Below are 24,053 nucleotides of genomic sequence, written 5' to 3' on the forward strand. Positions count from 1 at the left end.
ACAAATGGCGGGAAGACCCCCGCACCTGTGCAGCTGGATAGGAATGGCCACCTCGGGAACCCCGGAGAGGGAACGGTCGCCGCCGCACAGGGCCGCACACAATAGCCGAAGCCACCCCGCCTGTCGATAGCGGCTCACGCACGAGTTCGCATTAAATGGTGCGCCGCACCGTGTAGACTATGTCGCGTCCCGCCAGTCGAAATCGGAGCGCGTCCCGCCTTGTCCCAGCCAGCCTCGAGCGCCGCCACGGCGGCCAGCCCTTCCGCCGCTCCCAAACCCCGCATCGTCGTCGTCGGCGGGGGTGCCGGTGGCCTGGAACTCGTCGCCGCCCTCGGCCGTCGTTTGGGTCGCAAGAGCAAGGCCGACATCATGCTGGTCGACCGCAATTCCTCCCACATCTGGAAGCCCCTCCTCCACGAGGTGGCGACGGGTGCCCTCGACTCGAGCCTGGACGAGGTGGGTTACCGCGAGCACGCCCACCGCTTCGGCTACCGCTACCTATTTGGCGAGATGTCGGGCCTCGACCGCGAGGCGAAGGAAGTGATCGTCGCGCCGACCATCGACGAGGACGGCGAGGAGATCATGGCGGAGCAGCGCATCCGCTACGACTACCTGGTGATGGCGGTGGGCAGCGTCTCGAACGACTTTGGCACCAAGGGCGTGGCGGAGCACTGCATTTTCCTGGACCGTCGCCAGCAGGCGGAGCGCTTCCGGCAGAAGCTGCTCAACCTCTGCGTGGCAGCGTCGCTGAAGACCCAGGCGAACCCGGCGGAGAAGCCGACCGTGGACGTGGCCATCGTCGGCGGCGGGGCGACCGGCGTGGAGCTCTCAGCGGAGCTGCGCCACGCCACGGACGAACTGCGCTACTACGGCCTCGACAACTTCGATCAGTCCCAGCTGCGCACGGTGCTGCTGGAGGCGGGCCCGCGCATCCTGCCGGCCCTGCCGGAGCGCATCTCCAACGCGGCCCACGAGGAGCTGGAGAACATCGGCGTGAAGGTGCTCTGCAATGCGCGCGTGATCGAGGTGACGCGCGAGGGTATGAAGCTCGCGGACGACGGTCCCTTCATCGAGGGCGACCTGAAAGTATGGGCGGCGGGCGTGAAGGCCCCGGAGTTCCTGAAAGACCTGGGCGGCCTGGAGACGACCCGCGGCAACCTGCTGGTGGTCGAACCGACCCTGCGCACGACGCGCGACCCCGCGATCTTCGCCATCGGCGATTGCGCGGCGTGCCCGATGCCGGACGATCCGGAACGCTACGTGCCGCCGCGCGCCCAGGCGGCGCATCAGATGGCGGAATGCCTGGTGAAAAACCTGCTTCGCGAGTTCGAGGGCAAGCCCCTCAAGCCCTACAAATACACGGACTTCGGCGCCCTGGTGAACCTCTCACGCTTCAGCACCGTGGGCAGCCTCATGGGCAACCTCATCGGCGGCAGCATGAAGGTGGAGGGGCGTATCGCCCGCATCATGTACATCAGCCTCTACCGCATGCACCTAAGCGCGGTGCACGGGTGGTTCCGGGCGGCGGTGATGACGGTGGTGGGGCACATCGCCCGCGTCGTGCGGCCTCGGGTGAAGCTGCACTAGGGGCGGCTGGACCGCGCGAGCGAGCTAGTAGCTTCGGCTAACGGAAATGCTCGCCAGGGAGGCGAGGGCATCCTTGAACACCGAGTCGGGCAGGGGCGCCAGCGCGGCGAGGGCGGCGTCCGCCTCTTCCCGAGCTCGTTGGTGCGTGTAGTCCAGCGCGCCGGACGTGCGAACCGCGGCGATCACCGCGTCGATTTCGTCCCGCCCGCCGGTTTCGATAGCACGACGTACTAGCGCCACCTGCTCCGGCGTGCCCGCGCGGATCGCGTGGATCAGCGGCATCGTCGGCTTGCCCTCGGCGAGATCGTCGCCGATGTTCTTGCCGATCTCCTCGGCGCTGGCGTCGTAGTCCAGCGCATCGTCGCGCAGCTGGAAGGCGGTGCCGAGGCGCATGCCGTACACGGCGAGTTGCTCGGCCACCTCGGCGGGCTGCCCGCCTAAGATCGCTGCCAGTTGAGCGCCGGCCTCGAAGAGCTTGGCGGTCTTGTGGCGGATCACCTCGAGGTAGCGGGCCTCGGTGGTGTCGGGGTCGTGGCAGTTCACTAGCTGCTGTACTTCGCCCTCGGCGATCACGTTGGTGGCGTCGGCAAGCACTTCCATGACCTGCATGTCGCCGATCTGCACCATCATCTGGAAGGCGCGGGAGTAGAGGAAATCGCCGGTGAGCACGCTGGCGGCGTTGCCGTAGACCGAATTGGCGGTCTGGCGTCCCCGACGCAGGTGGGACTCGTCCACCACGTCGTCGTGGAGCAGGGTGGCCGTGTGGATGAATTCGATGATGGCGGCGGACTTCACGTGGGCGTCGCCCTCGTAGCCCAGGGCCCGCGCAGCGAGCACCACGATCATGGGCCGCAGGCGCTTGCCGCCGGAGGTCACTATGTAATGTGCGATGGTGTCGATCAGGGGCACGCGGGTGTGCAGCTGTCGACGGATTTCGTCGTCGATCGCGGCAAGATCCGCGGAGATCAGCGCGCGAATGTCCGTCAGGGCCATCTCCGAGGGAGATGCCTGGCTGAGGTTCGTTACCATCGGCAGGGGGGTGCTCTACGGCGTCCTTTAAACTAAGGCTGAGGCATCGTAATGAGTCTGCCATAGGCGGTGCAAGCGGCTCTGCGGCGACGCAACTTCCAATGGCGTATCAGCTTGATTGCGGTGCACCCACGGCGCCGCTATACTCCCGCGTCTTTGCCCAACTGGATTAGGAGAAACAACCATGTACGCGGTCATCAAGACGGGTGGCAAGCAGTACCGGGTTAGCGAGGGCGATGTCCTGCGCGTGGAGAAGCTCGAGGGCGAGCCCGGCTCCACCTACGAATTCACGGACGTGCTGATGGTCGGTGACGGCGAGGACGTCACGGTCGGTACCCCGTTGGTCGCTGGCGGTAAGGTCACGGCCACGATCGAGGAGACGGCCAAGGGCGATAAGGTGGACATCGTGAAGTTCCGCCGCCGCCAGGGTTACCTCCGCATGAAGGGCCATCGTCAGTTCTACACGGAACTGAAAATCACAGGTATCTCCTGCGACGCGTGAGCGGCGCGGAGTGCAGCTAACAACACCGGAGCGATCGAGCAATGGCACATAAGAAAGCAGGCGGTAGTACTCGGAACGGCCGCGATTCAGAGAGCAAGCGCCTGGGCCTTAAGAAGTTCGGCGGCCAGCAGGTGCGAGCCGGCAACATTCTGGTTCGCCAGCGCGGCACGGCCTTCAACCCCGGCGTGAACGTGGGCGTGGGTCGTGACCACACGCTGTTCGCCCTCACTGACGGCGAAGTGCGCTTCACCAAGCGTGGCCCGAAGGCCCGTCGCTTCGTCGACGTGGTGGCTGCCGAGAGCTGAGCGCCCCGCCAGCGGCGTGAGCCGCATGGCCGGAACGCCGACGAGGCCCCGACATCGCGCTCGGGGCCTTGTTGTTTCTGGGCCTGGGCCACGGTTGAATCACTAGCCTGAGCGAGGGATCGTCGTGAAGTTCGTCGATGAAGCCACCATCCGCGTCAGCGCCGGTAAGGGCGGTGACGGCTGCGCCAGCATGCGCCGCGAGAAGTACGTGCCCAAGGGTGGCCCGGACGGGGGCGACGGCGGGCGCGGCGGCGACGTGATCCTGGTGGCGGACGAGGGCCTGAACACACTCGTCGACTTCCGCACCCAGCGGCGCTTCCGCGCGGAGACGGGGCAGGCGGGTCGCGGCAAGGACTGCACCGGGCGCGGCGGCCAATCGCTCGAAGTGAAGGTGCCCGTCGGCACCATCGTGAAGGACGTCGACACCGGCGAGACCCTGGGCGACCTGGCCGACGCCGACGCCCGTCTGATCGTCGCCCGCGGCGGCGACGGCGGCCTCGGCAACGTGCACTTCAAGTCCAGCACCAACCGCGCCCCGCGCCAGTTCACGCCGGGCCAGCCCGGGGAGGCACGTCAGCTACAGCTGGAACTGCGCCTGCTGGCGGACGTGGGATTGCTGGGGATGCCGAACGCGGGCAAGTCCACGCTCATCAGCGCCATGTCGGCGGCCCGACCGAAGATCGCGGACTACCCTTTCACCACCCTGCACCCAAACCTCGGCGTCGTCCGTGTGGGCAGCCATCAGAGCTTCGTGCTGGCGGACGTGCCCGGACTCATCGAGGGCGCTGCGGAAGGGGCGGGCTTAGGCATTCGCTTCTTGAAGCACCTGGAGCGGACGCGACTGCTCCTGCACCTGGTGGACCTGGCACCGCCCCAAGGCGATCCCCTGGAGGCGGTCACCACCATCGCGGGCGAGATCGAGAAGTTCTCGCCCGAGTTAGCCGGGCGCGAGCGCTGGCTGGTGTTCAACAAGCTGGATCTGCTGAGCGACGAAGACGCGGAGGCCGAGATCGCGCGGATCACGGACACGCTCGCCTGGCAGGGCCCCGTGTGGCGCCTGTCGGCCGTGACCGGTGCGGGCTGCAAGGAGCTGGCAGGCGCACTGATGCAGCGCCTCGAGCAGATGCGCGAGGAGGCGGAGCGTCAGGAGGAAGGCGAGGACGCCGCGACGGGATCCACGGCGACGGGCTGGGAAGACGCGCCTTGATGGCGCTCGCGCGACCCAGCGAGCTTGCGACCGCGCTCGTGAACCGAGGCGGTCGCGACGAGACCTCAGGCGTTGAGCTTGAGGATCGCGCTGTTCAGGCGGCTCTTGTAGCGCGCAGCGGCGTTACGGTGCAGAACGCCTTTGCTCACCATGCCGTCGATGACGGGGGCGGCAGCCTTGAAGTGCTCATTGGCGCCGGCGGCGTCGCCCTCGGAGATGGCCTTGCGGACGCGCTTGATCATGGTGCGCATGCGCGAGCGGAGCGACATGTTGTGGGCGCGGCGGCCGACGGCCTGGCGGGCGCGCTTGGTGGCCTGCTTGGAGTTAGCCAAGAGTCTTTGCCTCGAATGCTTTGCGTGAACGAACAAGGCGCCTGGCCGCGGAAGCTAGCCCCGCGGGCACACACAAGGGCGCCGGGTAATCCACAATTATTCGCGCGACGCTGCGTCGTGTCAATGATCGCCTAGGTTTCCTGCCGCGTGGCACGCAGTCTTCTCAGGTCCACCTCCATCGTCAGCGCCATGACCCTGCTGTCGCGGGTGCTCGGATTCATCCGCGACGTGGTGCTGGCTCGCCTGTTCGGAGCCGGGGCGGGCATGGACGTCTTCGTGGTCGCCTTTCAGATCCCGAACTTCCTGCGTCGGCTGTTCGCCGAGGGCGCCTTTTCGCCGGCCTTCGTGCCCGTGCTCACCCAGGTGCGCAAGGCGGGCGACGCGCAGGCGGAGCGCACGTTCATCGACCGCGTGGCGGGCACCCTCGGCGGCATTCTGATCGGGGTCACCGTCCTCGGCGTCATCGGGGCGCCCGTGCTGATCCTAGGGTTCAGCTCAGGCTTCGGCGGCGGCGAGGCGGCGGATCGCTTCGACCTTGCCGTCGACATGCTGCGCTTCACCTTCCCCTACATCCTGTTCATCTCGCTCACGGCGCTGGCGGGCGCCGTGCTCAACGTGCACGAGCGGTTCGCGGTGCCGGCCTTCACCCCGGTGCTGCTCAACCTGGTGCTGATCAGCGCCGCGGTGTTCTTCTCCACGGGACTGGCGCGACCGGAGATGGGCCTGGCCGTCGGCGTGCTCGTGGCGGGGGCGGCGCAGCTCGCATTCCAACTGCCGTTCCTGCGCGCCATCGGCCGCCTGCCGCGGCCGCGCTGGGGCTGGCGGGATGAGAACGTCCAGCGCGTGCTCACGCTGATGTTGCCGGCGATCTTCGGCTCCTCCGTGGCGCAGCTGAACCTGCTGGTCGACCGGCACATCGCGTCCTACCTGGAGACGGGCAGCATCAGCTGGCTGTACTTCTCCGATCGGCTGCTCGAGTTCCCCTTGGGGCTGTTCGCGGTGGCCCTGGCCACGGTGATCCTGCCGCGCCTTTCCGCGCGCTACGACCGAGAGGCGCCCCAGGCCTTCAGCGCCACCCTCGACTGGGCCCTGCGCCTGACGGCGTTGATCGCCGTGCCGGCGGCGATCGGCCTCACGCTGCTCGCCGTGCCGCTCATCGCCACCCTGTTCCAGTACCGGGAGTTCGACGCCCACGACACGGTGATGGCGGGCTACGCGCTCACCGCCTACGGCCTGAGCTTGCTCGGCTTCGTGCTCGTGAAAGTGCTGGCGCCCGGCTACTTTTCCCGCCAAGACACGCGCACGCCGGTGCGCATCGGCATCATCGCCATGGGCGTGAACATCATCCTGAACGGCGTGTTCGTACTCGTGTTCCTGCAGGTGAGCTTCGCCGCCCCCCACGCGGGCCTGGCGGCGGCGACCGGCGTCGCGGCCTTCGTCAACGCGGGCCTGCTCTATCGTGGGCTGCGCCGCGAAGGGGTGTACACGCCCAGTGCGGCATGGCGCACCCTGCTGCCGCGCCTGCTCGCGGCGGCGACGCTGATGGGGGTGCTGGTGTGGTGGCTCGCCGGACCTGCGGACGATTGGTTGGTCGCAACGGCGTGGCAGCGGGCCGGGCATCTCGCCGTGTGCGTGTTGGGCGGGGCGGCAAGCTACGCCGCCGCCCTGTGGCTGTTCGGCCTGCGGCCCCGGCACCTGGCCACGCCCGCCTGAGCGTCTACGATGGCCGCGCTATACTTTCGCGCTTGTACCGCCCGCACCTTGCTTGATCGATGCAGCTGATTCGGGGCCTCTACAATCTGCGCCCTGAGCACCGGGGCACGGCACTGACGCTCGGCAACTTCGACGGCGTGCACCGTGGTCACCAGGCGATCATCGAGCGCTTGCGTGCGCTCGGCGCCAGCCGCACCAGCGTGCTCCTCTTCGAGCCTACGCCACGCGAGTACTTCGATCCTGTCCGCGCGCCTCGGCGCCTGATGCGCTTCGGCGAGAAGCTCGACGTACTTGCCACGCTCGGCGTCGATCAGGTCGTCTGCCTGCGCTTCGATGAGCGCATTGCGAGCCTCGCCCCGGAGACCTTCGTCGAGCGCCTGCTGGTCGACGGCTTGGGCGTCACCCACGTGCTGGTCGGCGCCGACGCGCGCTACGGCCGCCATCGCACCGGCTCCTTCGACACGCTCAAGGCGCATGGCGAGCGCGCCGGATTCGCGGTCGACGCGGCACCCACGGTGTGTCTGGATGGCGAACGCGTGTCCAGCACGCGGATCCGGGCGGCCTTGGCCGCCCATGACTTCGTCGGAGCGCAAGGCCTGTTGGGGCGGCCCTACGCGATGAGCGGGCGCGTCATCCACGGCCAGAAGCTAGGGCGCACCTTGGGCTACCCCACGGCGAACATCCCCGTGCGTCGCCTGCACTCGCCGCTGCACGGCATCTTCGCCGTGCGCGTGGCAGGCGTCGTGCCGGGGGAGGATGAGGCGCGCTGGCCCGGGGTGGCGAGCCTCGGCAGCCGCCCCACGGTCAACGGCGAGGGCCTGCTGCTGGAGGTATGCCTGTTCGACTTCAGCGGGGATCTCTACGGCAAGCGCTTGCGCGTGGAGTTCGTCGAACACCTGCGCGATGAAGTACGCTTCGACAGCTTGGAAGCGCTCACCCGCCAGATGGATGAAGATGCCGCCGCAGCCCTTGAGGCGCTGGCGCGCGATGACGAGAGTCCTTCGGCACAACACTCGCAAGGAGAAGGCACAGGATGAGCTCGCCGGAAGGATCACAGCCCAGCGCCATGCACCCCGTCGTGCGCTGGGTGCTCGGCTGGCGTAGCAACGGCGCGTGGCTATGGCTCTCGGCGCTGGTCATCGTGCTGGACCAACTCACCAAGCGTTACATCGTGCAGCACTTCGAGTACGCCCAGGTGATGGTGGTCAACGATTACTTCAACATCACCCGACTGCACAACACGGGCGCGGCGTTCAGCTTCCTCGCCGGTGCTTCCGGTTGGCAGCACTGGCTCTTTGTCGGGCTTGGCCTGGCGGTATCGATAGGTATCGTGCTCTGGCTGCGCCTGCTGCGTGGGCGGGGCATTCTGAGTGCTGCGTTGGCGCTGATGCTAGGTGGGGCGCTCGGCAACGTGATCGATCGAGTGCAGTACGGGTGGGTGATCGACTTCATCCACGTGCACTACGAGCAACACTTCTTCCCGGCCTTCAACGTGGCAGATTCCGCCCTGACCCTCGGCGCGATCCTCCTGATCATCGACGGGTTCTTCAGCCGCTCGGCGGAAGAGGCCGCCCTGCGCAAGGCGGCGAAGGGCGGCAGCGGCGACTGATCGAGATCGCGGCGCGCCGAGGTGGCGCCACCGCGACCGGGTTGCCACGAGGGGAGGCTAGTTGCCGCCGCCCACGTCGTCCGTATCTTCCTGACGCCAGAAGGTCTTCACGGGCAGCTCCGCACCCGCAGCGTCACAGCTCTCGGGGCCGACCACGCAGCCGATGTCCCGCCCGCCGGGGCCCTCCGCGACTTCTTCTTCCTCGCCGCCGCCGTCGCCTTCGGGCGGTGGGTCGTCGCCGCAGTAGTCGCCGAAGCAGGTGGGCGGGATGTAACCCGCGCCCTCATCCTCGGTGAAGATGTAGACCACTTCCGGGGGGATGCCGGGCTTGTCGAGCTCTTCGACGCCTACGGCACCCGTCCCTAGATCGACGTTGTAGAGCTGTCCGTTGCCGAGGGCAGCGAAGCAGGCCTGGGTGGTGCCATCGTCGGGCAGGTAGCTGGTGAAGCTGGCCGTGTTCTGGAAGATGCGCGTCTCCGACAGCACCTTCTCGCCCGCCGCCGTCACCATCGGCATGTAGTAGCCGCTGACGAGGCTATCGGGGTTGTTGGCGAGGTCGCCGATGTAGGCGAAGTCGGCCTTGGTGAAGCCGTACTTGTCCACGTACTCCGCTGCCGGGTTCTCGCTCAGACCCAAGTCGTCGAAGGGATAGAAGTCGCGTACCACGAAGAAGTAATCGTTGAGGCCGTCGTACTTCGGATGGGCGCGATAGCCCGAGGCGACGGTGATGTTGAAGAAGTCGCGCCCGGCGGCTTCGCCGAGGGCGACGTCGGGGGCGTAGTAGAAGCGACGGTTGTCGCTGCTGTCACCGCCCGCCGCACCGCCCAGGGAGGCGAGCACGCCGCCGGTGATGTGGAAGTAGTCGCCCTCTTCGCGCGGGTTGTGCACGTCGAGGCGCCACACGCGACCGCCGAGGTCCGCCGCGTAGAGGCGGTCGGCGAAGCCGTCGGCGTTGAGGTCGACCACGCGGATGGCGCCGGTGATCGCCGACTCCATGTCCTCGAGGTAGGCCTGGGTGACCGTGTCCGCCGTGTTGGCGGCGCTGCCGGACCACACCAGCTCGCCGGTGAAGGCGTTGATCATGTAGATGGCGTTGCCCACCGAGTCGGGCGCGTAGGCGGAGTAGTTGTCCTGACGGACGTCGTAGCCGCCGCCGAAGACCAGCACGTCCTGGTCCAGCTCGCTGCCGAAGGTGCCGGTCTTCACCCGCGTGCGGGTGATCGGTGACCAGGTCTGTCCGAGCTGGGCGAAGCCGTTGTCCGCGGCCGAGCGCTTCCACATGATCTGCGGGTTGAGCGGATCGGTGTAGTCGAGGGCGTAGAGGTAGTCGCCGCCGCGGCGAAGGCCTACGTAGAGATAGACGCTGTCGCCGTCGCCGGCGTTGATTTCGCCGTCGCCGCCGTCGCGGACCCAGGCAGCGATGGGGCCGTCCACGCCGTAGATGCGGGTGGTGGTCTCGTAGTCTGCGTACCAGTCGTCGACGTGCTCCACCAGCTCCAGCGGTAGGAAGGCGGAGAGCTCGGCGCCCGTCTGGCCGTCGAAGGCGTGGAGGAAGCCCTCGTTGGAGCCGACGAAGACCACGGCCTGGGGCTCGTCTTCACCACGAGCGTAGGTGACCACCACGGGCTTGGAGTGCATGGGGTCGCCGAGCTGGCTGCGCGGCTCCTGCGTGTCGCCGTCCTCGTCGTCGTCCTTCACGTCCTTGCCGGACACCCACTGCAGGAGTTCCTTGAGGCGATCGTTGTCGCTAGCGGCCTCGGGGTTGAGCAGGTTCATGTCGAGGTTGGCGAGGAGGTAGTCGGCGAACAGGTCGAGGTTGGTTGTGGTGAAGGGCAGGAGGGTGCCGCCCCACTCGGTCAGGACGTTGCGTTCGGCGGGTAGCAGGGAGCCGACGCCGCCGGCCTCCACGGAGAAGCCGTCCGGCGCCTGCGACCACCAGCTGCGCGACTCCTCGCGGAAGAAGCCCGTGTTCTGGTCCACCGCTTCCATGTCGTCCGCATCGATCACCACCAGGTCACCGCCGGCGTTTTCGCCCATGCGATAGCGCTTCAGGTTGCCCTTCCAGCGCGACGTCCCGGTGGCCTCGAACACGCTGTAGTAGAGCTGATCGAGGTGGGTGGTGCGATCGAAGGCGTTGACGGAGACGCCCGGGGAGGTGAGGGCGCTGCCGCCGTCGGCCACCTCCACGAAGATCTGCTCGAGCACGCTCAGGAGCGTGTCCGCGTCATCGGCCAGGTAGTAGCGACCGCCACCGCGCACGGCCGTGTCCTCCAGCAGGGGAAGGTCCTGGAAGAAGCCGATCGTGTGCGTGATGACGTTCTGGAACCCGTCCGCTTCCGTGCCGTAGATGTCGTTCTCGTAGAGGTAGGCGGCGATGTCGTCGAGGCAGTCGCCGTCGCCGTCTACGCTGTAGAAGCTCCAGTTCCAGTCCGGGTTGTCCGTGCAGATGCCTTCGAAGCCGGGCCAGGTGGGGACCACGTCGGTGATCTCGGAGTCGAACTGCGGTTGCCCGTCCGTGAGGTAGACGATGTGGTTCTCCTGGCACTGGCGGGCGGGGCTTATATAGGTGGTGCCGTCGTGGGAGTCGGGGTCGCTCGGCGAGAAGTTCTCGGGCAGGGGCTCCTCGTCGAAGCTGCCCGCGTAGGTGTCCAGGCCGAAGTACACGTCCCAGCCCATCATGTAGGAGGCGGCCTCGTACATGGTCTCAGAGAGCTGGGTGGTGCCGGTGGCGGTGAGGGCCGCCACCTGGGCGAGGATGTCGTCGCGTGCCGTCGAGATGTCTTCGATGGCGTGCAGCACCATGCCGCCGCCTTCGTTGAAGTCATCGGGCAGGAGCGGGCCGGTCATGTAGCCGGAGTCGAAGCGCATGAGACCGACGTTTACGTACTCCAACTCGTTCAGAAAGCGGGTGACCACCTCCTTGACGATGTCCAGGCGCGAGCGGCCGTCGACGTCCTCGTTCATCGAGCCCGAGGTGTCGATGACGAACAGGACGTTGGCGTAGTAGTCGGGGCCGAATTCGTTGGCGGCGGTTTGGTACAGCTCGGCGTCTTCCGCCTGAGCCCAACCCGCGGCGAAGGTGGCGGCTACGGTGGCGCCAGCCAACAGTACGCGGCGCCACGGTCGAAGGTCACGTTGGTGCACGATGTCACTCCTTGCCTGGGTGGGGGTGGGCACTTAGTCGTCGCCGAGGCCTGAGGGCACCACGACGTAGAAGCCTTGCAGGTGATTGGAGCGCGCCCCGCGGGCCGACTCGCCCAAGCTGTCGATCTGGTAATGGTCCGAGCGGTACTCGGTGAGCGAGTACCCCGGCGGCGGCAGCTGGGTGCTGTTGTAGGTGGTGGTCGTGTCCGCGGTGACGCCCGCCGTGAACTGGTAGTCCTCGGTCACGCGGGGCACGGCGATGTCGTCCAGCGGGCCGCGAAGTACCTCCGCCTGAATCGCGGACTCGGCGGCCTCGAAGGCATCCTGGGAATGCTGGGTGTTGCCGGCCATCACCAGGTCCAGGGTGTTGCTGCTGATGCCGGTCACGCCGAGCAGGGTCATGACTAACAAAAGCACCAGGCCGACCACCAGGGCGGCGCCGCGCTGGCGTGAGGCGCTCAGTGCCCGGCGTACGACGGGCTGGCGATGAATGGCGAGTTGACGCTGTTGCATCGGTGATTCCTCGTGTTGATTCGGGGTGGGCGCGCTAGAGCGCGCCGCCGTTCAGTTCCACCACGCGGTTGCGCAGGGCCACGGTCTTGCTGGTCAGGATGCGGCGCAGGCGATCGTCGTCAGGGTCTGCCGTGTTGGACGGGCTGAAGCTGACATCGGCGTAGGTGTAGGTAGCGTTGTCGACGAAGGCGTCCTCGTCCTGGTCCGTGCGCATGCGCAGCCAAACGCGCACGGACATCACCTGGGAGTAGTCGAGGGCGGGGTCCGCGTCGACGTAGCTGTTCACCGAGCCGTCCGCGTCCGTGTCGATGCCGAACTGCACCTGCAGATCCTCGGCCCCCGCGAGCACCTCCTCATCGGCAACCGTCGGGTTGGCGCCGCTCTCCAACGTCAGGCGGCGCAGGGAGGGAAGGGCCGGATCGAAGTCCGATGTGGGCGAGACGTAGTAGGCGTGCACGATCAGGGCGAAGTTGCCGGCGGTGGGCGCGTAGCCTGCCGGCTCCGTGGTGCCCACGAATAGCTCACCCCGATTTTCGTCCGCGCGCATGTAGAGGGTGCCCGCCTGCAGGTCGGCCGTTGCCGTGGCCGTGTCCGCCACGTGGCGCACGATCAGCATGTCTGAGCCCGCGATATAGCGGTTGGAGCCGATCAGACAGGTGGCGTTGTAGGGGTTGGCGCCGTCCGCCCCTTCGATCGGTCGCTCCAGGTGGACCGCCCAGTTGTTCTCGCAGTCGTTGTCGATGGCGATGTCCACCGTGTCCGCCGGGGTGGCACGACCGTCGATGGACTCCGTGTCCGTGGTTGCGCCCCAGTAGCCTGCGGCGCGAATGTCCGGCTCCAGGAGTTCCATCGCGTAGCGCGAACTCTCCTGCATACGCGCCACCCGGGCCGTGACCTGGATCGTGCCGTAGCCGTTGGCGTAGATGCTCAAGGCACCGGTGAGCAGGAAGGTGCCGATGAACAGGGCGACCATGATCTCGATCAGGCTCAAGCCCCGTACGCCGCGCGCCGCGATGTTGACGTTGCCCTTGGGTGTGCGTGTCATCTTTGCGTCTCCTCAGATGGCCAGGGCGAGCGAGTAGGACTGGGCCTCGTCGCGCTCGGTCCAGCTCACGGTGATCACGAAGGTGCTCGGGAAGGTGGTGTCGTCGTACTCGATGATCCCGACACCGCCCGGCAGACCGAGTTGCATCGCCGAATCCTCACTGGAGTTGCCGATCAAGGTCTTCCACTGCCAGATGTCGAACTCAGCCAACTCATCCGGGGTACAGGCGATGGCCGCCCCACCGGCGGTTTCGGCGCAGGCGAAGGGCGGGTTGGTGCCCGCGGCGTTGTTGTCTGCGGCGTAGGTGGCCTCGCCCGCGGGGTTGCTGCGGATGCGGTCCGCCATGTCTGCCGCGAGGGAGACGGCACGCGTGCGGCTCAGGGCCGTGTAGCCCACGCGAAGGCTTTCCACGTACAGGGCGGCGATGCCGAGCATGCCAATGGAGATCACCACCAGGGTGACCAGGACCTCGACCAGGGATAGGCCGCGTTGACGGTGAACGCGCTGTCGCATCGTGAAGCACTCCGCGTAATGGCTAAGTAAGCGGAGCCGATGCTGGCACCCTCGACGGTACGCAGAAGAGGGTGTGGACGAATGGGAGGGAACGCGTGATGAGCGGCACGGTGCCCCGTGCACGGTTCACAGTCGGTTGCTTATGACCGGCTGTGACCCGCTTCTCGGTTTACCGATAAGCCCGCTTAGGGGCGTATCGGCGGCTCAGGTGCTAGCTATCGCCAGCACTCAGCCGTGGTGTCGTTGGAGCCGTCCGTCGCGGTGCGGCGGCCGGTGTGGTCGTAGCTCAGGGACGTGCAAAGGGTATCGTTCGCCTGGGCGCCGCCGGCCACGGGCGTGGCCGTAATCGTGTAGCTATCACCGGCATCCGGCACGGTGGCCGCCAGCGCGTAGTAGCCGTTGGAAGACACCTCATCGGGGAACCCCAGCTGGGACAGGGTGGCGGTGTAGGTGTTGTTGTCGATGTAGAACTTCTCTTGCTCAGCAGCGATCTGCAGCAGGGCGTCCTGGGCGTCCGTGCGGCGTGTGCGCTCCATCTGCTTGCCGTAGTTGGGCAGGGCGAAGGCCGCGATGATGGTGATGATCGCCACCACGATCAGCATCTCGGTGAGCGTGAAGCCGGCGGTGGCCTGCGGCGGGCGCGAGGGGCCCGCCGCCGTCGTGGAGATGTGCTGGCGCCGTAGCGTAAGCGATGGGGCGCCCATCACTTGTTCTGGCGCCAGAAGGTACGCACGGGCGCGTTGCAGATGCCCGGATCGCCGGTTTCCGTGCCGATCAGGAGGGTGACCTGGCTGAAGGGATTTTCGCAGCCGGTGCCGCTGACGCCGTTTTCTACATCGTCTTCTTCGCCGCCGTCACCGTCCTCATCGCCGTCGTCGCCACCGGGATTCTCCGACAGACAGGGGCCATCGCACTCGGTGAAGATCAGGCGCGGCGTGGGCGGGATGCCACCCGCGTCGAGATCCTGGAAGCGGTCTTCCGGGGTGATCCCCCCGTCGTCGATGCCATCGTCCAGCAGCACCGGGGCGCCGCTCACGAGGTCAGCCGTGTAGAGGCGGCCCTCGCCCAGCACGCCGGCGAAGTTGCACGCGGGCTCGAAGTCCGTTTGTGGCAGGTAGCTGGAGAAGAAGATCTTGCCATCAGCCGTGAGGGCTGCCGACAGGTTCTTCTCGCCGATCGTGGCGAGACGCAGGAGCCAGCCTTGGGTACCGTTTAGCTGCTCCGAACTCGGCGCCACGTTTTCGGTGATGTCGAGCAGGGCGCTCTCCAGGATGGGATCGGGATACAACACGGTGACGCCGTCTTCGTCCAACGGCGGCGCGAAGATGTTGCCGTCGCGCAGCATGTAGAAGCGATCGTCCACGGTGGTACTCAGGGGGCTGGCGCGGTGGCCGGTGCCCAAGGCGACCGTTAGGAAGGAGCCGTACACCTCGTCCAGCACGCGCGAGATGCTGGGCGCATAGTAGAAGCGACGGTTGCCCGTGTCGCCCTCGGCGCCGAGATCGGCGAAGAGCGTGCCACTGGTGTCCCCAGGTCCTTCGGAGCTCGAGGGCAGGTCCGTGATATCGAAGCGCCACACATGGCCGCCCATGTCACCCACGTAAAGGCGATCCGCGAGGCCGTCGCCCCCGGTGTCCACCACGGCCACGTCCGACGGGATGCTGTTCACCATGCCGTCGATCACGAGGTTCGGCGTGCCGCCGGCCGCCTCTGCCGGGCCCGCCCACCACAGGCGTTGACCGGTCAGGGCATCGATGATGAAGACCGCCCGGCCCATGTCGTCGGCCTTCGTTGGGCCAACGGCGTCCTGGGTGAGCGGATCGTAGCCGCCGCCCATCACCAGCACGGTGCGTGCTTCGCCACCGACCGTCATGCTGGCGACGGTGGACGCAGACCAGCTCTGACCCATTTCAGCGAAGTCTCCCGTGCCGCCCTTGAGGGTCCAGGCCAGGGTGGGCTGATTCGGGTTGTCGCCCGGGATGCGCAGGGCGAAGTAGTCGCGCCCGCCGCGGCGCATGGAGAAGTACACCCACAGCGTTTCGCCGGGTTCCACCACGCGATCGCCGTCGTCGTCCTGGATCCAGAAGCTCAGGGGGCCATCGAGGCCATAGCCCTTGCGGGAGGGATTGAGGACCTCGTTGTCGAGCAGGCCGTACAGCTTGCCGAGCAGCTCCGAGGGGATGAAGGACCAATCCTCCAGCGCCTCGGCGTCATCGGCGGGCTGCACGTTGATGGCGTGGAAGTAGCCGTCGTTGGTGGCGACGAACATCTTGAGGCTCGTGTCCCCGGAGGTGTCGGCAAAGGTGACCAGCGTGGGGTTGCTGTGCAGGGGATCGCCGAACAGGGGCGCTGCATTGCCTTCGCTGTCGAGGCCGCTCAGCACCTGGATGGCCGCGTCGCGCTGGTCCACTTCCACGTTGAGCATGGCGGCGGTGACGAGATCGTTCGCCACCTCGAAGCGGTTCTCCGGAAGCCACAGATCCACGTTGCCGCGGGCAAAGGCCGTGTCGGTGAAGATCGAGCGTGCCGTGCCCATGCGGTTGCGGATACCGCCCTTGGTCACGTCTGCGCCGTCCGCCTCGCTGGTCCAGAAGCTGCGCGCATCGCCGAAGAACTTACCTTCCTGGTCGATCGCCATGCGCCCGTCAGCGTCAACGATCTCCATCGTGGGCTCGGCACCTTCAGGGCCCGCCACTTCGGCGAGTCGATACTTCTTGATGTTGCCCGACCAGTGCGGTCTTGCGCTCGGCACGAACATGGTGAAGAACAGGTCATCGCTGTTCACGAGGCGGTTGAAGCCATCCACCGCCACGGCCGGTGACTGGAAGGAGTCGTTGTCCGCATTGATGTCCTCGAACACCTCGCTCAGGGCGTCGGCGAGTTCGAGCGTGTCGTTGGCCGTGTAGTAGCCGGGAAGCTCCAGGCCCGGTCGCAGGGCGGTGGCGGTGTCCAGCAGCAGCGGATCATCCGTGAAGAAGCCGATGGTGTAGGTGAGGGCGTTGTTGTTCACCTCATCGCCGCTTTCGGTTTCCTCGAAGGAATCGGCGAGATCGTTCTCGGACATCCAAAGCGACAGCTCATCGAGGCAGCTGCCGCTGCACTCGCCGCCGTTCAGGCCGGCGATCGCCTCGTCCGCCTCCTGGTCTTCCACCGGCAGGCCGTCGGTGAGCAGCACCACGTAGTTGGCCTGGCACAGCTCCGTGAGCGGGCTGCGGTAGATGTCGCCGTCGCGTGAGCCGGGCGCGGAGGGCAGCGGGTCACCGCCGTTGCCGAGGGAGTCCAGGCCGAAGTTCACTGGGCCGCCCGTCAGGTAGCTCTGCGCTTCCAACATGGTCTCCGCCAGGGGCGTGTCGCCGCCGGGCTGGAGCTCCTCGATGGCGTCGATCAGGGCCGTGCGATTGGCCGGGTCGTTTACGCTCGAGACCGGGTGCACGACCATGCCGCCGGAGGAGTTTGAGGAGAAGCGCATGAGGCCGACGTTGACGCCGCCGACGCCGGCGATCAGGTCCTGACCCACGTCCTTCAGCACTTCCATGCGGGTGCTGACGCGCTCGCCGCGATCGCCGTTGATCCAGTTGATGTAGTTGGCGCTGTACATCGTGTAGATGTCCTCGCCGTCCCAGTCGAGTTCGTTCTCATCGCTTTCGGTCCAGGGGAACTCGTCGTTTTCGTCTTCGTCCCCCAGGTCACCGTCTTCGTCTTCTTCTTCGTCTTCACCGCCTACATCGTCGAGCGCCGCGATGGCGTACGTGCGCTCGGTGTCGATGCCATCGCCGTGCACGCCACGGTCCGACTCACACTCGACGGGACGCAGCTCACCGGGCGGGTCACCGAACTCGGCGACGGCGATCTTCTCCCACTGCTTGTCGTTCTTGTCCCACTGGGCGAAGCGGTCGGTGTACAGACCCGCCGTGAGCAAGCCCTCGCTGGCGGCGTCGCAGAAGAACGACGTGGCGAGGGTGTACTGCAGGCTGAAGCCGGTGCACTCGGGCAGCTGGATGTTGCTGTCCTGGCGCACGTAGTAGATGCGGTCTAGGACGCACGCACCCTCGTAGATGGTGCCGGGGTCGTACTCCTCGCTCACCACCAGCTCGCTGCCCATGCTGCCCGAGGTGTCCAGGATCATCAGGACGTTGGGGTCTGCCGGGGGAATGGCTTGGACGAAGATCTCCGTGTCGTCGGCAGCGGCAGCGCCGGCGAGGAGCGTGACGGTGCAGGCGATCAATCCTGTTGACCACGATGTTGTCAGGCGATGTTCGGGCGCCGCGGCGGCGTCGATGCGATTACCCATGATGATTCCTCCAGCTTCCCTCTGGTGGTAACCGCTCACTGACGCAGCAGGATGCGGGTGACGACGAGTGATTTCGGATCGTAGAACACGGTGGCGCCCCGATCCCGGTTGAGCTCGGCCTGCGACAGGGTGAGGCGTCGTCCCCCCTGGCTCGCCACCGTGTTGCTGTCCACGCGTAGCGTGAGCTCAGGACACTGATCGCAGCGGCGCGTGCGAATCGTCCCGGAGGTGGTGGAGGTCAGGGCGAGGTCCAGGTACGGGCTCTCCGCAGCGTGCTCGCGAATCACCATCTCATTCGGGTGCAGTGCGTTGGCGCCGGTGCTCGCGCCCAGGGCCAGAAGCAGCGACAACGTTGCGGGCCATCGAGCGATACGATTCGTTCGGTTCATGGGTGTGGTCCTTCAGGTAGTCGCGTCGCTGATCAGGGCGTGGGAGCGACGATGTAGAAGCCCGCCGTATTGTCGGCGTTAGCTCCGCGTTGGGAGGTGACGGTGGTGCTGTCGACCTGGAAGTGCACGGTCACGCTCGCGCCCTGTTCCCACCCGATCGGCACAGCGTCGGAAAATCCGCTGAACGTGGTGGTGGCGGTGGAGGTGACCAAGCCGTCATCCCAGAGATCGAAGGTGACGGGGGCGCGCACCTCGTCGCCGGGGGCGGTGGTGTCGAGGAGTTCGATGGCGGCGTTGGAGCCGATCGCGGCCGCCAGGGCGGACTCGGTGGCCTCGAAGGCGTTCAGCGCCTCGCGTGCGCTGCCCATCATGCGCAGGTCATTGCTGGAGGTGACCACGCCCGTAATGCCGAGCATGGTGAGCACGGCCAGCAGGACGAGGCCGATGATCAGCGCCGCTCCGCCTTGGCGGCGGGCAGTGATGGGCTTAAGGAAAACAGAAGGCGCTTTGCTCATGCGACTCTCCGAGTGTTTGCTGTTGTTGTCTCAGGGGTTGCGTACGGCGATCGTGCGCGATAGCAGAACGCGCCGGAAGTTGTCCGGGATGTCGCCTGCACCAGCAGTGCGCACCACATCACCCAGGGTGAAGCTGCGGGTATCGCTGTAGCCCATCTCGGGGTCCTCGGCACGCATCAGCAGCCAGACGCGCATAGACACTACGTCGGCGCCGGGAGCGTCGAGAATCGGATCGTTGTCCGCGTCAACGTAGGCGTCGGCTGCCTGGTCGCCGTTCATGTCCACGCCGAACTGAATCTGCATGTCCTCGACACCGGGGATCACCTCCTCGTCGACGAGGGTCATCTGCCCGCCCGCTTCGCGCAGTATCTTGCGTCGTAGGGAGGGCAAGCCGTCGCCGGCGGCGAAGCTCCAGGGGCGCACGTAGTAGACGTTGGAGACCAGGGCGTGGTTTTCCGCGAAGGGGCTGAACCCCGTCGGTTCCGCTCCAACGAACAGGGCGCCGCGCGGGGATTCGTCCGAGCGCACGTAGATGCGGCCGGCGTCGAGATCTGCCGTGGCGATCGCATCCTCCGCCACGTGGCGCACGATGATGATGTCGCTGCCCGCGCGGTGCTGGTCGTCGGTCATGCAGGCCCAGCCGGCTGGGCGCGCGCCGTTGGCGCCGGCCAGGGGCGTCTCCACGTCGAGGGAGAAGTCGCCTTCGCAATCACCTGCGATGGCTACGTTCAGGGGCGTCGTGTCAGTGGCGCGGCCCTCGATGACCGTGGGGAAGTCGTGCAAGCCCCAGAAATTGGCCGCCCGCAGGTCCGGCTCCATCAGGCTGAAGGCGAAGCGGCCGTTTTCGAGCAGGCGCGCGATCGAGGCGCTCACCTGGATGGCGTCGCGGGACTCGATGTAGACGAGCAGTGCACCGCCCGTGAGGAAGATGCCGATGGCGCTGGAGACCAGTAACTCCACCAGGCTGACGCCGCGCTGGCCGCGTACTCGCCGCCGAGGTGCAGAAGAGGCGAAACGTACGATCATGGCTATTGCCCCACCGTGATCGTGTAGGTCTTGGTCTCGTTCTCCTCGAGCCACTGCACCGTAATTCGGTGTGCGTTGGGCGTGCCCGGCAGGTACTCGATCGAGCCGTCACCCGAGGGAATGGACAGGGGATTGCCAGCGGTCATCGCCTGGCGCCATGCCCAGAGGTCGTAAGCCGCCAGGATTTGCGGGGTGCAGGGGGCGGTCACGTCGACATCCTGGGTGTCGGCGCACACCACCTCGGTGGGCGGCGCGCCGACGCCGAGACCGAGCTGGTAGGTGGCCGCGCCGGCCGGGTTGGCCCGAATTCGGTCCACGATATCGGCGGCGAGCAGTGTGGCGCGCGTGCCGTTCAAGGCTTGGGCCTCCACCTGCAGACTGAACACCTGCAGGGCCGCCACCGTGAGCAGACCGACGGACATGACCAACAGCGCGACGAGCACCTCGATGAGCGAGAAGCCTTGCTGGCCTGGCGCGCCCGGAGCGCGATCACTTTGCACGCCTCGGGCGTGACGCGGAATGGTCGAGCGTTTCATCGTGCCTATTCTTCTTCTGCAGGCTCGCAGGTCAGCGCGTCCGCGCCGAGCTCGCTGCGCGCCCGAACCTGGGTGCGGCCGGTCTGCGAGACGTTGAGTACGCGCGCGAATTCATCGCTGGCGCGCTGGTCGCAGAACAACAGGTCGCGGCCGCCGTCGACGGCGTTGTTGAAATCCGGGAACCCGCTCGGCAGGTAGGTGAGCGCGTCATCGAGCGGCGCGTCAGCCGCCAGCACGGTAACTTGCACGCCGCGGGCGGGCAGGCCACCTTCACGCGCCAGCACCTCTTCGCCGCCATCGATGTTGGCGTCACCGTCTTCGTCGATGAACACGACCCAGCCTTCGTCCCACCGATCGCCGGCGCCGCAGCTGGGCGAGTCGGCGTTGGCATTGTTGGTGCGGCAGATGGTGACCGGCGCGTTGCGCTTGAGCGCCTCGGCCCGGGCCAGGGTGATGTCGGTGATCAGGGTGTTTACGCTGGCCGTCAGGCCGTTGTTCTGCAGCACGGTGTTGAAGCTGGGCACGGCCAAGCTCGCCAGAATCACCAGGGCGGCGATAGTGACGAGCAGTTCAACGAGCGTGACGCCGTTTTCGTGACGTGGGTCCATGCGGCGAGTATACGCACCTCGTTTAACCCCCTAATCGTGAGCGCCGACGAGCGGCTAAGCGCTTGTTCCGAGCGGAGTAAACCCGTCTGCGTTATGACGAAGAGCACGTCAGTTCCTCGCCGTCAGCCAGGGTGTCGGCGACCCGCGGTCGACCCGTCCAGGAGACGATGATGGCCCGGGCGTAGGCCGAGCCGCGGCGGTCGCAGACGGTGAATGTGCCGTTGGTGGAGCGCTTTCCGTAGGGCCGCATGACGAACGCTTCCCGATTAGCCGTGACCGCCACGGCTTCGGGGAGGGTGCCGCGATAGATGACGAGCTCATCGGGGTCTCGCCGAGGCGGATCATCCTCGTCGGTATTGACGAAGGCGAGGAGGCCCTCGCTCCAGCCCAGATCGGCCCCGCGTACGCAGTCGTCGTCCGCGGACGCCTTACATAGGACCACCGGCTGCGCACGCGTCAGCGCCGATCGTCGCGCCCTGTGCAGGGCGGTCAGCAGGCCGTTCACCGCTGCCGCTCGCTCGCCGCCGCCGATCGTGTGCCGAAAGCTCGGTGCGCCAACGGCGAGCAAGATGGCGCCGACGGCGAGGGTGACGAGAACGTCGAGCAGCGTGACGCCGCGGCTTGGTAGCGCCATGACCTGAACTCCGCATCTGCCAGGAGGAGTCCAGCCTAAGGGGCGCCATCAGCGCTCACGGGCCCCGTATCCAGCGGTCCAGCCGCAATTTTCGAATGCATTTGCTCCGGGCGGTCCGGTGCGTGCTCACGCGCGGCCGCGACCGCTGCCGTCGGTGGAACATCGTAATCAGGCGGGGCCGGGAACGGCGTTGTCGTCTGTGGCGCAGCAGCATTGCGCGCTAAGCGTCCGCCGTCGCGAGGTGGAATCCCTCTCGCTACTTTCCTAGGCGCTTCAGGTCGTGTCTAAAAGTTTGGCACCTCGAATCCTGACAACTTATACTCCTATGCCCCAATGGACTGGGTTTGAATCCACCAATAAACCATCAAAAACAGAGAGTTACACAGATGGATAGCGCCGCCGTAAGAGATCGTATCAAGCGCAAGCTCGAGGCCCATGGCGTCACTCCCACCAGCCAACGTCTGGACGTTGGCGTCGTGCTGCTCGACAAGCCTTGCCACATGAGTGCCGATAGCCTGCTCAACACCTTGCGTGTGAGCGGTGCTCGGGTGTCCAAAGCCACCGTGTACAACACCCTCAACCTGTTCGCCCAGCGCGGGTTGGTGAGGGAGGTCACCGTGGACCCCACGCGAACGTACTACGACTCCACCACCGAACCGCATCACCACTTCTACAACGTGGACACGGGTGAGCTGACGGATATCCCGCCGGAGGCCATCGAGATTCGCGAGCTGCCCGAATTGCCCGAGGGCACCGCCGCCGCCAGCGTGCAGGTGGTGGTCCGGGTACGCAGCGAACAGCGTTAGGGGACCTTCCACCCAAGCCCGACGACGACATATCCCGCCCTCAGGGGCGGGATATGTCCGCACCGCCTGCCGCATTTTACCTATCGACGCGCTTAATGTCGGTCGACCTTACGGCCCGCGTTAGCGCCGGCCAGCCGGGCCTTTCCCCGGCGCCTCACTAACTGCTGAGTCTTCAACCGTGTACGCGAGTCGGGCACGGCTCTTGCTGCCTATCTCGTCAATGTCCCAGGGCATCGGCCTCGGGCGAGCAGCGGAGAAGATGATGTCAAACTATCCCATCTTGCGGCGTCTGGTGAGCCTGCTTTCCCTGCTCGTCTTCTCGGTCACGATGGTGGCGTTTGCGCGAGCGTTTGCCACGCCGAACACGATCGTGGAGCCGGGCGGCTTTCCCGCACCGGCGTCCGTCGTAGCGCCGACCGACGCTCCCGCCCTGACACGCGCACCAACGTAGCGCTAGAGGGACGCGCATTGCCCAACGTTTCTGTTCGTCTTCGAGCAGGTTTAGGACGCCTCATCACCTTGACCGGGGTGTGCGTGGTGCCGGTGTTGGCGACGGTCGATCGGAGAGGGTGAGGATGCGGTTTTGCTCACCCCCTCCGATCCGCCCGTCGCGCCGGTCGTGCGGCGCGGGCGGAGCCGAAGCGAGGGGGAGACTCGCCGTGCGGTTCCGCCTGCTGCCGCCACCTTTGTTTACAGTGTGGGCGCCATAACGCCGATTTGGTCTCAATTCAGCGATTCGATGGATGGCATCATCGGTTTCAGGATGTCGAGAGCGCTGGATGCGCGGCTCTCGACGATAGCTACGGAGAGCAGCGAATGTTGTCACCGATCAAAATTAATAGTCGCCTGATGGGGGCCGCGCTAGGCGGCCTGATCGCCTTGGTCGCCGCCGCCGGCGCCAACGCCGCCATCGTGACCTTTGGCGGCAGTGCGCACACGGTAAGCGCGCGCGGGCAGGGTGTCTACACGTCCGAGCAGGTGCGCACCCACGGTGGTGTGCGCGAGGTCAGCGTCGTCACGGCCGCCTCGAACGGTGAAGCACGCACCGACGTCACCCGTCGGAGTGATCTCGAGGAGGGGACGCTTCAGCTGGCCTTCTCCCACTCGCGGGCGGACGGCCCGTTCGGTCTCACCCACTCGCGTGGGTACCAGCAGTTCTCCACCCACCGCGATGTGGCGTTTCGGCTGAGCGGATTCTACGAGCTGGCCGGGCGCGGTGCCCTCCGGCTGCACGTGTTCATCTACGATCTACTGCAAGGGCAGTTCGTGGTCAGCGAGGAACACGTCGCTCGCTCTGCCGGTCGCCTGGCGCTCGGCGGTGGTACTGAGGACGCGGGCATCTCCGGTGTGCTCGCGGCCGGTGGGCGCTTCGCGATGTGGTACCACGCCTACACCTTCTCCTGGCCCGGGCTGGGCGCTGCCAGCGCGCGCGGAGAGGTGCAGCTGGCGCTTTCTCCGACGTCGCAAGCAGTGTCGGAGCCGTCGGCCTTGTGGCTCCTGGTGGCCGGAATTCCGCTGGCGCTCGTGGCTCGGCGGCGCCACCCCTCGACGGGTGTAGGTCGACCCTAAAACCCGTCCGCAAGGTGCCCCTATGGCGGGTAGCGCGGCGGGACCTGGGTTGTTGGTCAGTGCTTCGTTCTGGGGTAGACTGCGCGGCTTCGAGCGTCCAGGCCGGGGTAGCTCAGTCGGCAGAGCAACTGATTCGTAATCAGTAGGTCGGCGGTTCGAATCCGCCCCTCGGCACCATCT

24 protein-coding genes and 1 tRNA gene are annotated in these 24,053 nt (G+C 66.6%); 11 read left to right on the top strand and 14 right to left on the bottom strand.

The window, feature by feature from the left end; genetic code table 11:
* The first annotated feature begins 219 nt into the window (after positions 1 to 219).
* Positions 220 to 1,587: an NAD(P)/FAD-dependent oxidoreductase gene (locus AAF184_16340; GenBank protein ID MEO0423909.1), complete on the top strand. Its 1,368-nt coding sequence runs from the start codon at positions 220 to 222 to the stop codon at positions 1,585 to 1,587.
* Positions 1,588 to 1,611: 24 nt separating this feature from the next.
* Here AAF184_16340 and ispB read toward each other — a convergent pair whose 3' ends face one another.
* Complete coding sequence (ispB, locus tag AAF184_16345) at positions 1,612 to 2,580, bottom strand: octaprenyl diphosphate synthase (protein MEO0423910.1); 969 nt, start codon at positions 2,578 to 2,580, stop codon at positions 1,612 to 1,614.
* 220 nt (positions 2,581 to 2,800) lie between these two features.
* On the opposite strand from ispB, the gene rplU reads away from it, so the two are divergent.
* The 3 genes from rplU (at position 2,801) to cgtA (ending at position 4,630) form a co-directional block, all read left to right on the top strand.
* Positions 2,801 to 3,118 carry a 50S ribosomal protein L21 gene (gene rplU, locus AAF184_16350; GenBank protein ID MEO0423911.1) on the top strand — a complete coding sequence of 106 codons (318 nt, stop codon included), beginning with the start codon at positions 2,801 to 2,803 and terminating at the stop codon, positions 3,116 to 3,118.
* Positions 3,119 to 3,159: 41 nt separating this feature from the next.
* Complete coding sequence (gene rpmA / locus AAF184_16355) at positions 3,160 to 3,423, top strand: 50S ribosomal protein L27 (GenBank protein ID MEO0423912.1); 264 nt, start codon at positions 3,160 to 3,162, stop codon at positions 3,421 to 3,423.
* A 124-nt stretch (positions 3,424 to 3,547) separates the two neighbouring features.
* Positions 3,548 to 4,630 (top strand): Obg family GTPase CgtA, encoded by a 1,083-nt coding sequence (gene cgtA, locus AAF184_16360; protein MEO0423913.1) that lies wholly within the window; start codon positions 3,548 to 3,550, stop codon positions 4,628 to 4,630.
* A 65-nt stretch (positions 4,631 to 4,695) separates the two neighbouring features.
* On the opposite strand, the gene rpsT is transcribed toward cgtA, so the two are convergent.
* Entirely contained in the window at positions 4,696 to 4,962 is a 267-nt protein-coding gene (gene rpsT / locus AAF184_16365) for a 30S ribosomal protein S20 (protein ID MEO0423914.1), read from the bottom strand.
* A gap of 189 nt (positions 4,963 to 5,151) precedes the next feature.
* Here rpsT and murJ point away from each other — a divergent pair, with 189 nt between their 5' ends.
* Genes murJ through lspA form a run of 3 tightly spaced genes read left to right on the top strand, consistent with a single transcriptional unit; the run spans position 5,152 to position 8,284 of the window.
* The gene (gene murJ / locus AAF184_16370) at positions 5,152 to 6,675 is read left to right on the top strand and encodes a murein biosynthesis integral membrane protein MurJ (GenBank protein ID MEO0423915.1); all 1,524 of its coding nucleotides are present in this window, start codon (positions 5,152 to 5,154) and stop codon (positions 6,673 to 6,675) included.
* 59 nt (positions 6,676 to 6,734) lie between these two features.
* Complete coding sequence (gene ribF, locus AAF184_16375; protein ID MEO0423916.1) at positions 6,735 to 7,712, top strand: bifunctional riboflavin kinase/FAD synthetase; 978 nt, start codon at positions 6,735 to 6,737, stop codon at positions 7,710 to 7,712.
* A 29-nt stretch (positions 7,713 to 7,741) separates the two neighbouring features.
* Positions 7,742 to 8,284 carry a signal peptidase II gene (gene lspA, locus AAF184_16380; GenBank protein ID MEO0423917.1) on the top strand — a complete coding sequence of 181 codons (543 nt, stop codon included), beginning with the start codon at positions 7,742 to 7,744 and terminating at the stop codon, positions 8,282 to 8,284.
* Positions 8,285 to 8,341: 57 nt separating this feature from the next.
* Here the strand turns inward: lspA and AAF184_16385 are convergent, their stop codons facing one another.
* From AAF184_16385 to AAF184_16440, 12 genes are all read right to left on the bottom strand, one after another.
* Positions 8,342 to 11,428: a VWA domain-containing protein gene (locus tag AAF184_16385; GenBank protein ID MEO0423918.1), complete on the bottom strand. Its 3,087-nt coding sequence runs from the start codon at positions 11,426 to 11,428 to the stop codon at positions 8,342 to 8,344.
* Between the two features lie 33 nt (positions 11,429 to 11,461).
* Complete coding sequence (locus AAF184_16390; protein MEO0423919.1) at positions 11,462 to 11,941, bottom strand: PilX N-terminal domain-containing pilus assembly protein; 480 nt, start codon at positions 11,939 to 11,941, stop codon at positions 11,462 to 11,464.
* A gap of 34 nt (positions 11,942 to 11,975) precedes the next feature.
* Positions 11,976 to 12,986 carry a PilW family protein gene (locus AAF184_16395; protein MEO0423920.1) on the bottom strand — a complete coding sequence of 337 codons (1,011 nt, stop codon included), beginning with the start codon at positions 12,984 to 12,986 and terminating at the stop codon, positions 11,976 to 11,978.
* 12 nt (positions 12,987 to 12,998) lie between these two features.
* Positions 12,999 to 13,499, bottom strand: a complete 501-nt coding sequence (gene pilV / locus AAF184_16400) for a type IV pilus modification protein PilV (GenBank protein ID MEO0423921.1) — start codon at positions 13,497 to 13,499, stop codon at positions 12,999 to 13,001.
* Between the two features lie 215 nt (positions 13,500 to 13,714).
* Positions 13,715 to 14,203, bottom strand: a complete 489-nt coding sequence (locus AAF184_16405) for a type IV pilin protein (protein MEO0423922.1) — start codon at positions 14,201 to 14,203, stop codon at positions 13,715 to 13,717.
* The gene (locus AAF184_16410; protein ID MEO0423923.1) at positions 14,203 to 17,790 is read right to left on the bottom strand and encodes a PilC/PilY family type IV pilus protein; all 3,588 of its coding nucleotides are present in this window, start codon (positions 17,788 to 17,790) and stop codon (positions 14,203 to 14,205) included. The genes AAF184_16405 and AAF184_16410 overlap by 1 nt, the downstream gene beginning before the upstream one ends.
* A gap of 35 nt (positions 17,791 to 17,825) precedes the next feature.
* Positions 17,826 to 18,179 (bottom strand): hypothetical protein, encoded by a 354-nt coding sequence (locus tag AAF184_16415; GenBank protein MEO0423924.1) that lies wholly within the window; start codon positions 18,177 to 18,179, stop codon positions 17,826 to 17,828.
* Positions 18,180 to 18,211: 32 nt separating this feature from the next.
* Entirely contained in the window at positions 18,212 to 18,694 is a 483-nt protein-coding gene (locus AAF184_16420) for a PilX N-terminal domain-containing pilus assembly protein (protein ID MEO0423925.1), read from the bottom strand.
* 30 nt (positions 18,695 to 18,724) lie between these two features.
* On the bottom strand, positions 18,725 to 19,720 hold the full coding sequence (locus tag AAF184_16425) for a PilW family protein (GenBank protein ID MEO0423926.1): 996 nt from the start codon (positions 19,718 to 19,720) through the stop codon (positions 18,725 to 18,727).
* 2 nt (positions 19,721 to 19,722) lie between these two features.
* Positions 19,723 to 20,256, bottom strand: a complete 534-nt coding sequence (pilV, locus tag AAF184_16430; protein ID MEO0423927.1) for a type IV pilus modification protein PilV — start codon at positions 20,254 to 20,256, stop codon at positions 19,723 to 19,725.
* A 5-nt stretch (positions 20,257 to 20,261) separates the two neighbouring features.
* A complete protein-coding gene (locus AAF184_16435) occupies positions 20,262 to 20,864 on the bottom strand; it encodes a GspH/FimT family pseudopilin (GenBank protein MEO0423928.1) in 603 nt (200 codons plus the stop codon).
* A 91-nt stretch (positions 20,865 to 20,955) separates the two neighbouring features.
* A complete protein-coding gene (locus AAF184_16440; GenBank protein ID MEO0423929.1) occupies positions 20,956 to 21,498 on the bottom strand; it encodes a GspH/FimT family pseudopilin in 543 nt (180 codons plus the stop codon).
* 386 nt (positions 21,499 to 21,884) lie between these two features.
* On the opposite strand from AAF184_16440, the gene AAF184_16445 reads away from it, so the two are divergent.
* The 4 genes from AAF184_16445 (at position 21,885) to AAF184_16460 (ending at position 24,050) form a co-directional block, all read left to right on the top strand.
* On the top strand, positions 21,885 to 22,304 hold the full coding sequence (locus AAF184_16445) for a Fur family transcriptional regulator (GenBank protein ID MEO0423930.1): 420 nt from the start codon (positions 21,885 to 21,887) through the stop codon (positions 22,302 to 22,304).
* A gap of 262 nt (positions 22,305 to 22,566) precedes the next feature.
* On the top strand, positions 22,567 to 22,755 hold the full coding sequence (locus tag AAF184_16450; GenBank protein MEO0423931.1) for a hypothetical protein: 189 nt from the start codon (positions 22,567 to 22,569) through the stop codon (positions 22,753 to 22,755).
* A gap of 365 nt (positions 22,756 to 23,120) precedes the next feature.
* On the top strand, positions 23,121 to 23,873 hold the full coding sequence (locus AAF184_16455; protein MEO0423932.1) for a PEP-CTERM sorting domain-containing protein: 753 nt from the start codon (positions 23,121 to 23,123) through the stop codon (positions 23,871 to 23,873).
* A 101-nt stretch (positions 23,874 to 23,974) separates the two neighbouring features.
* Positions 23,975 to 24,050: transfer RNA gene (locus tag AAF184_16460), tRNA-Thr, on the top strand.
* Positions 24,051 to 24,053: the final 3 nt, after the last annotated feature.

It is taken from the genome of Pseudomonadota bacterium, assembly GCA_039815145.1.
In the GTDB taxonomy this organism is placed as follows: Bacteria; Pseudomonadota; Gammaproteobacteria; order Steroidobacterales; family JBCBZW01; genus JBCBZW01.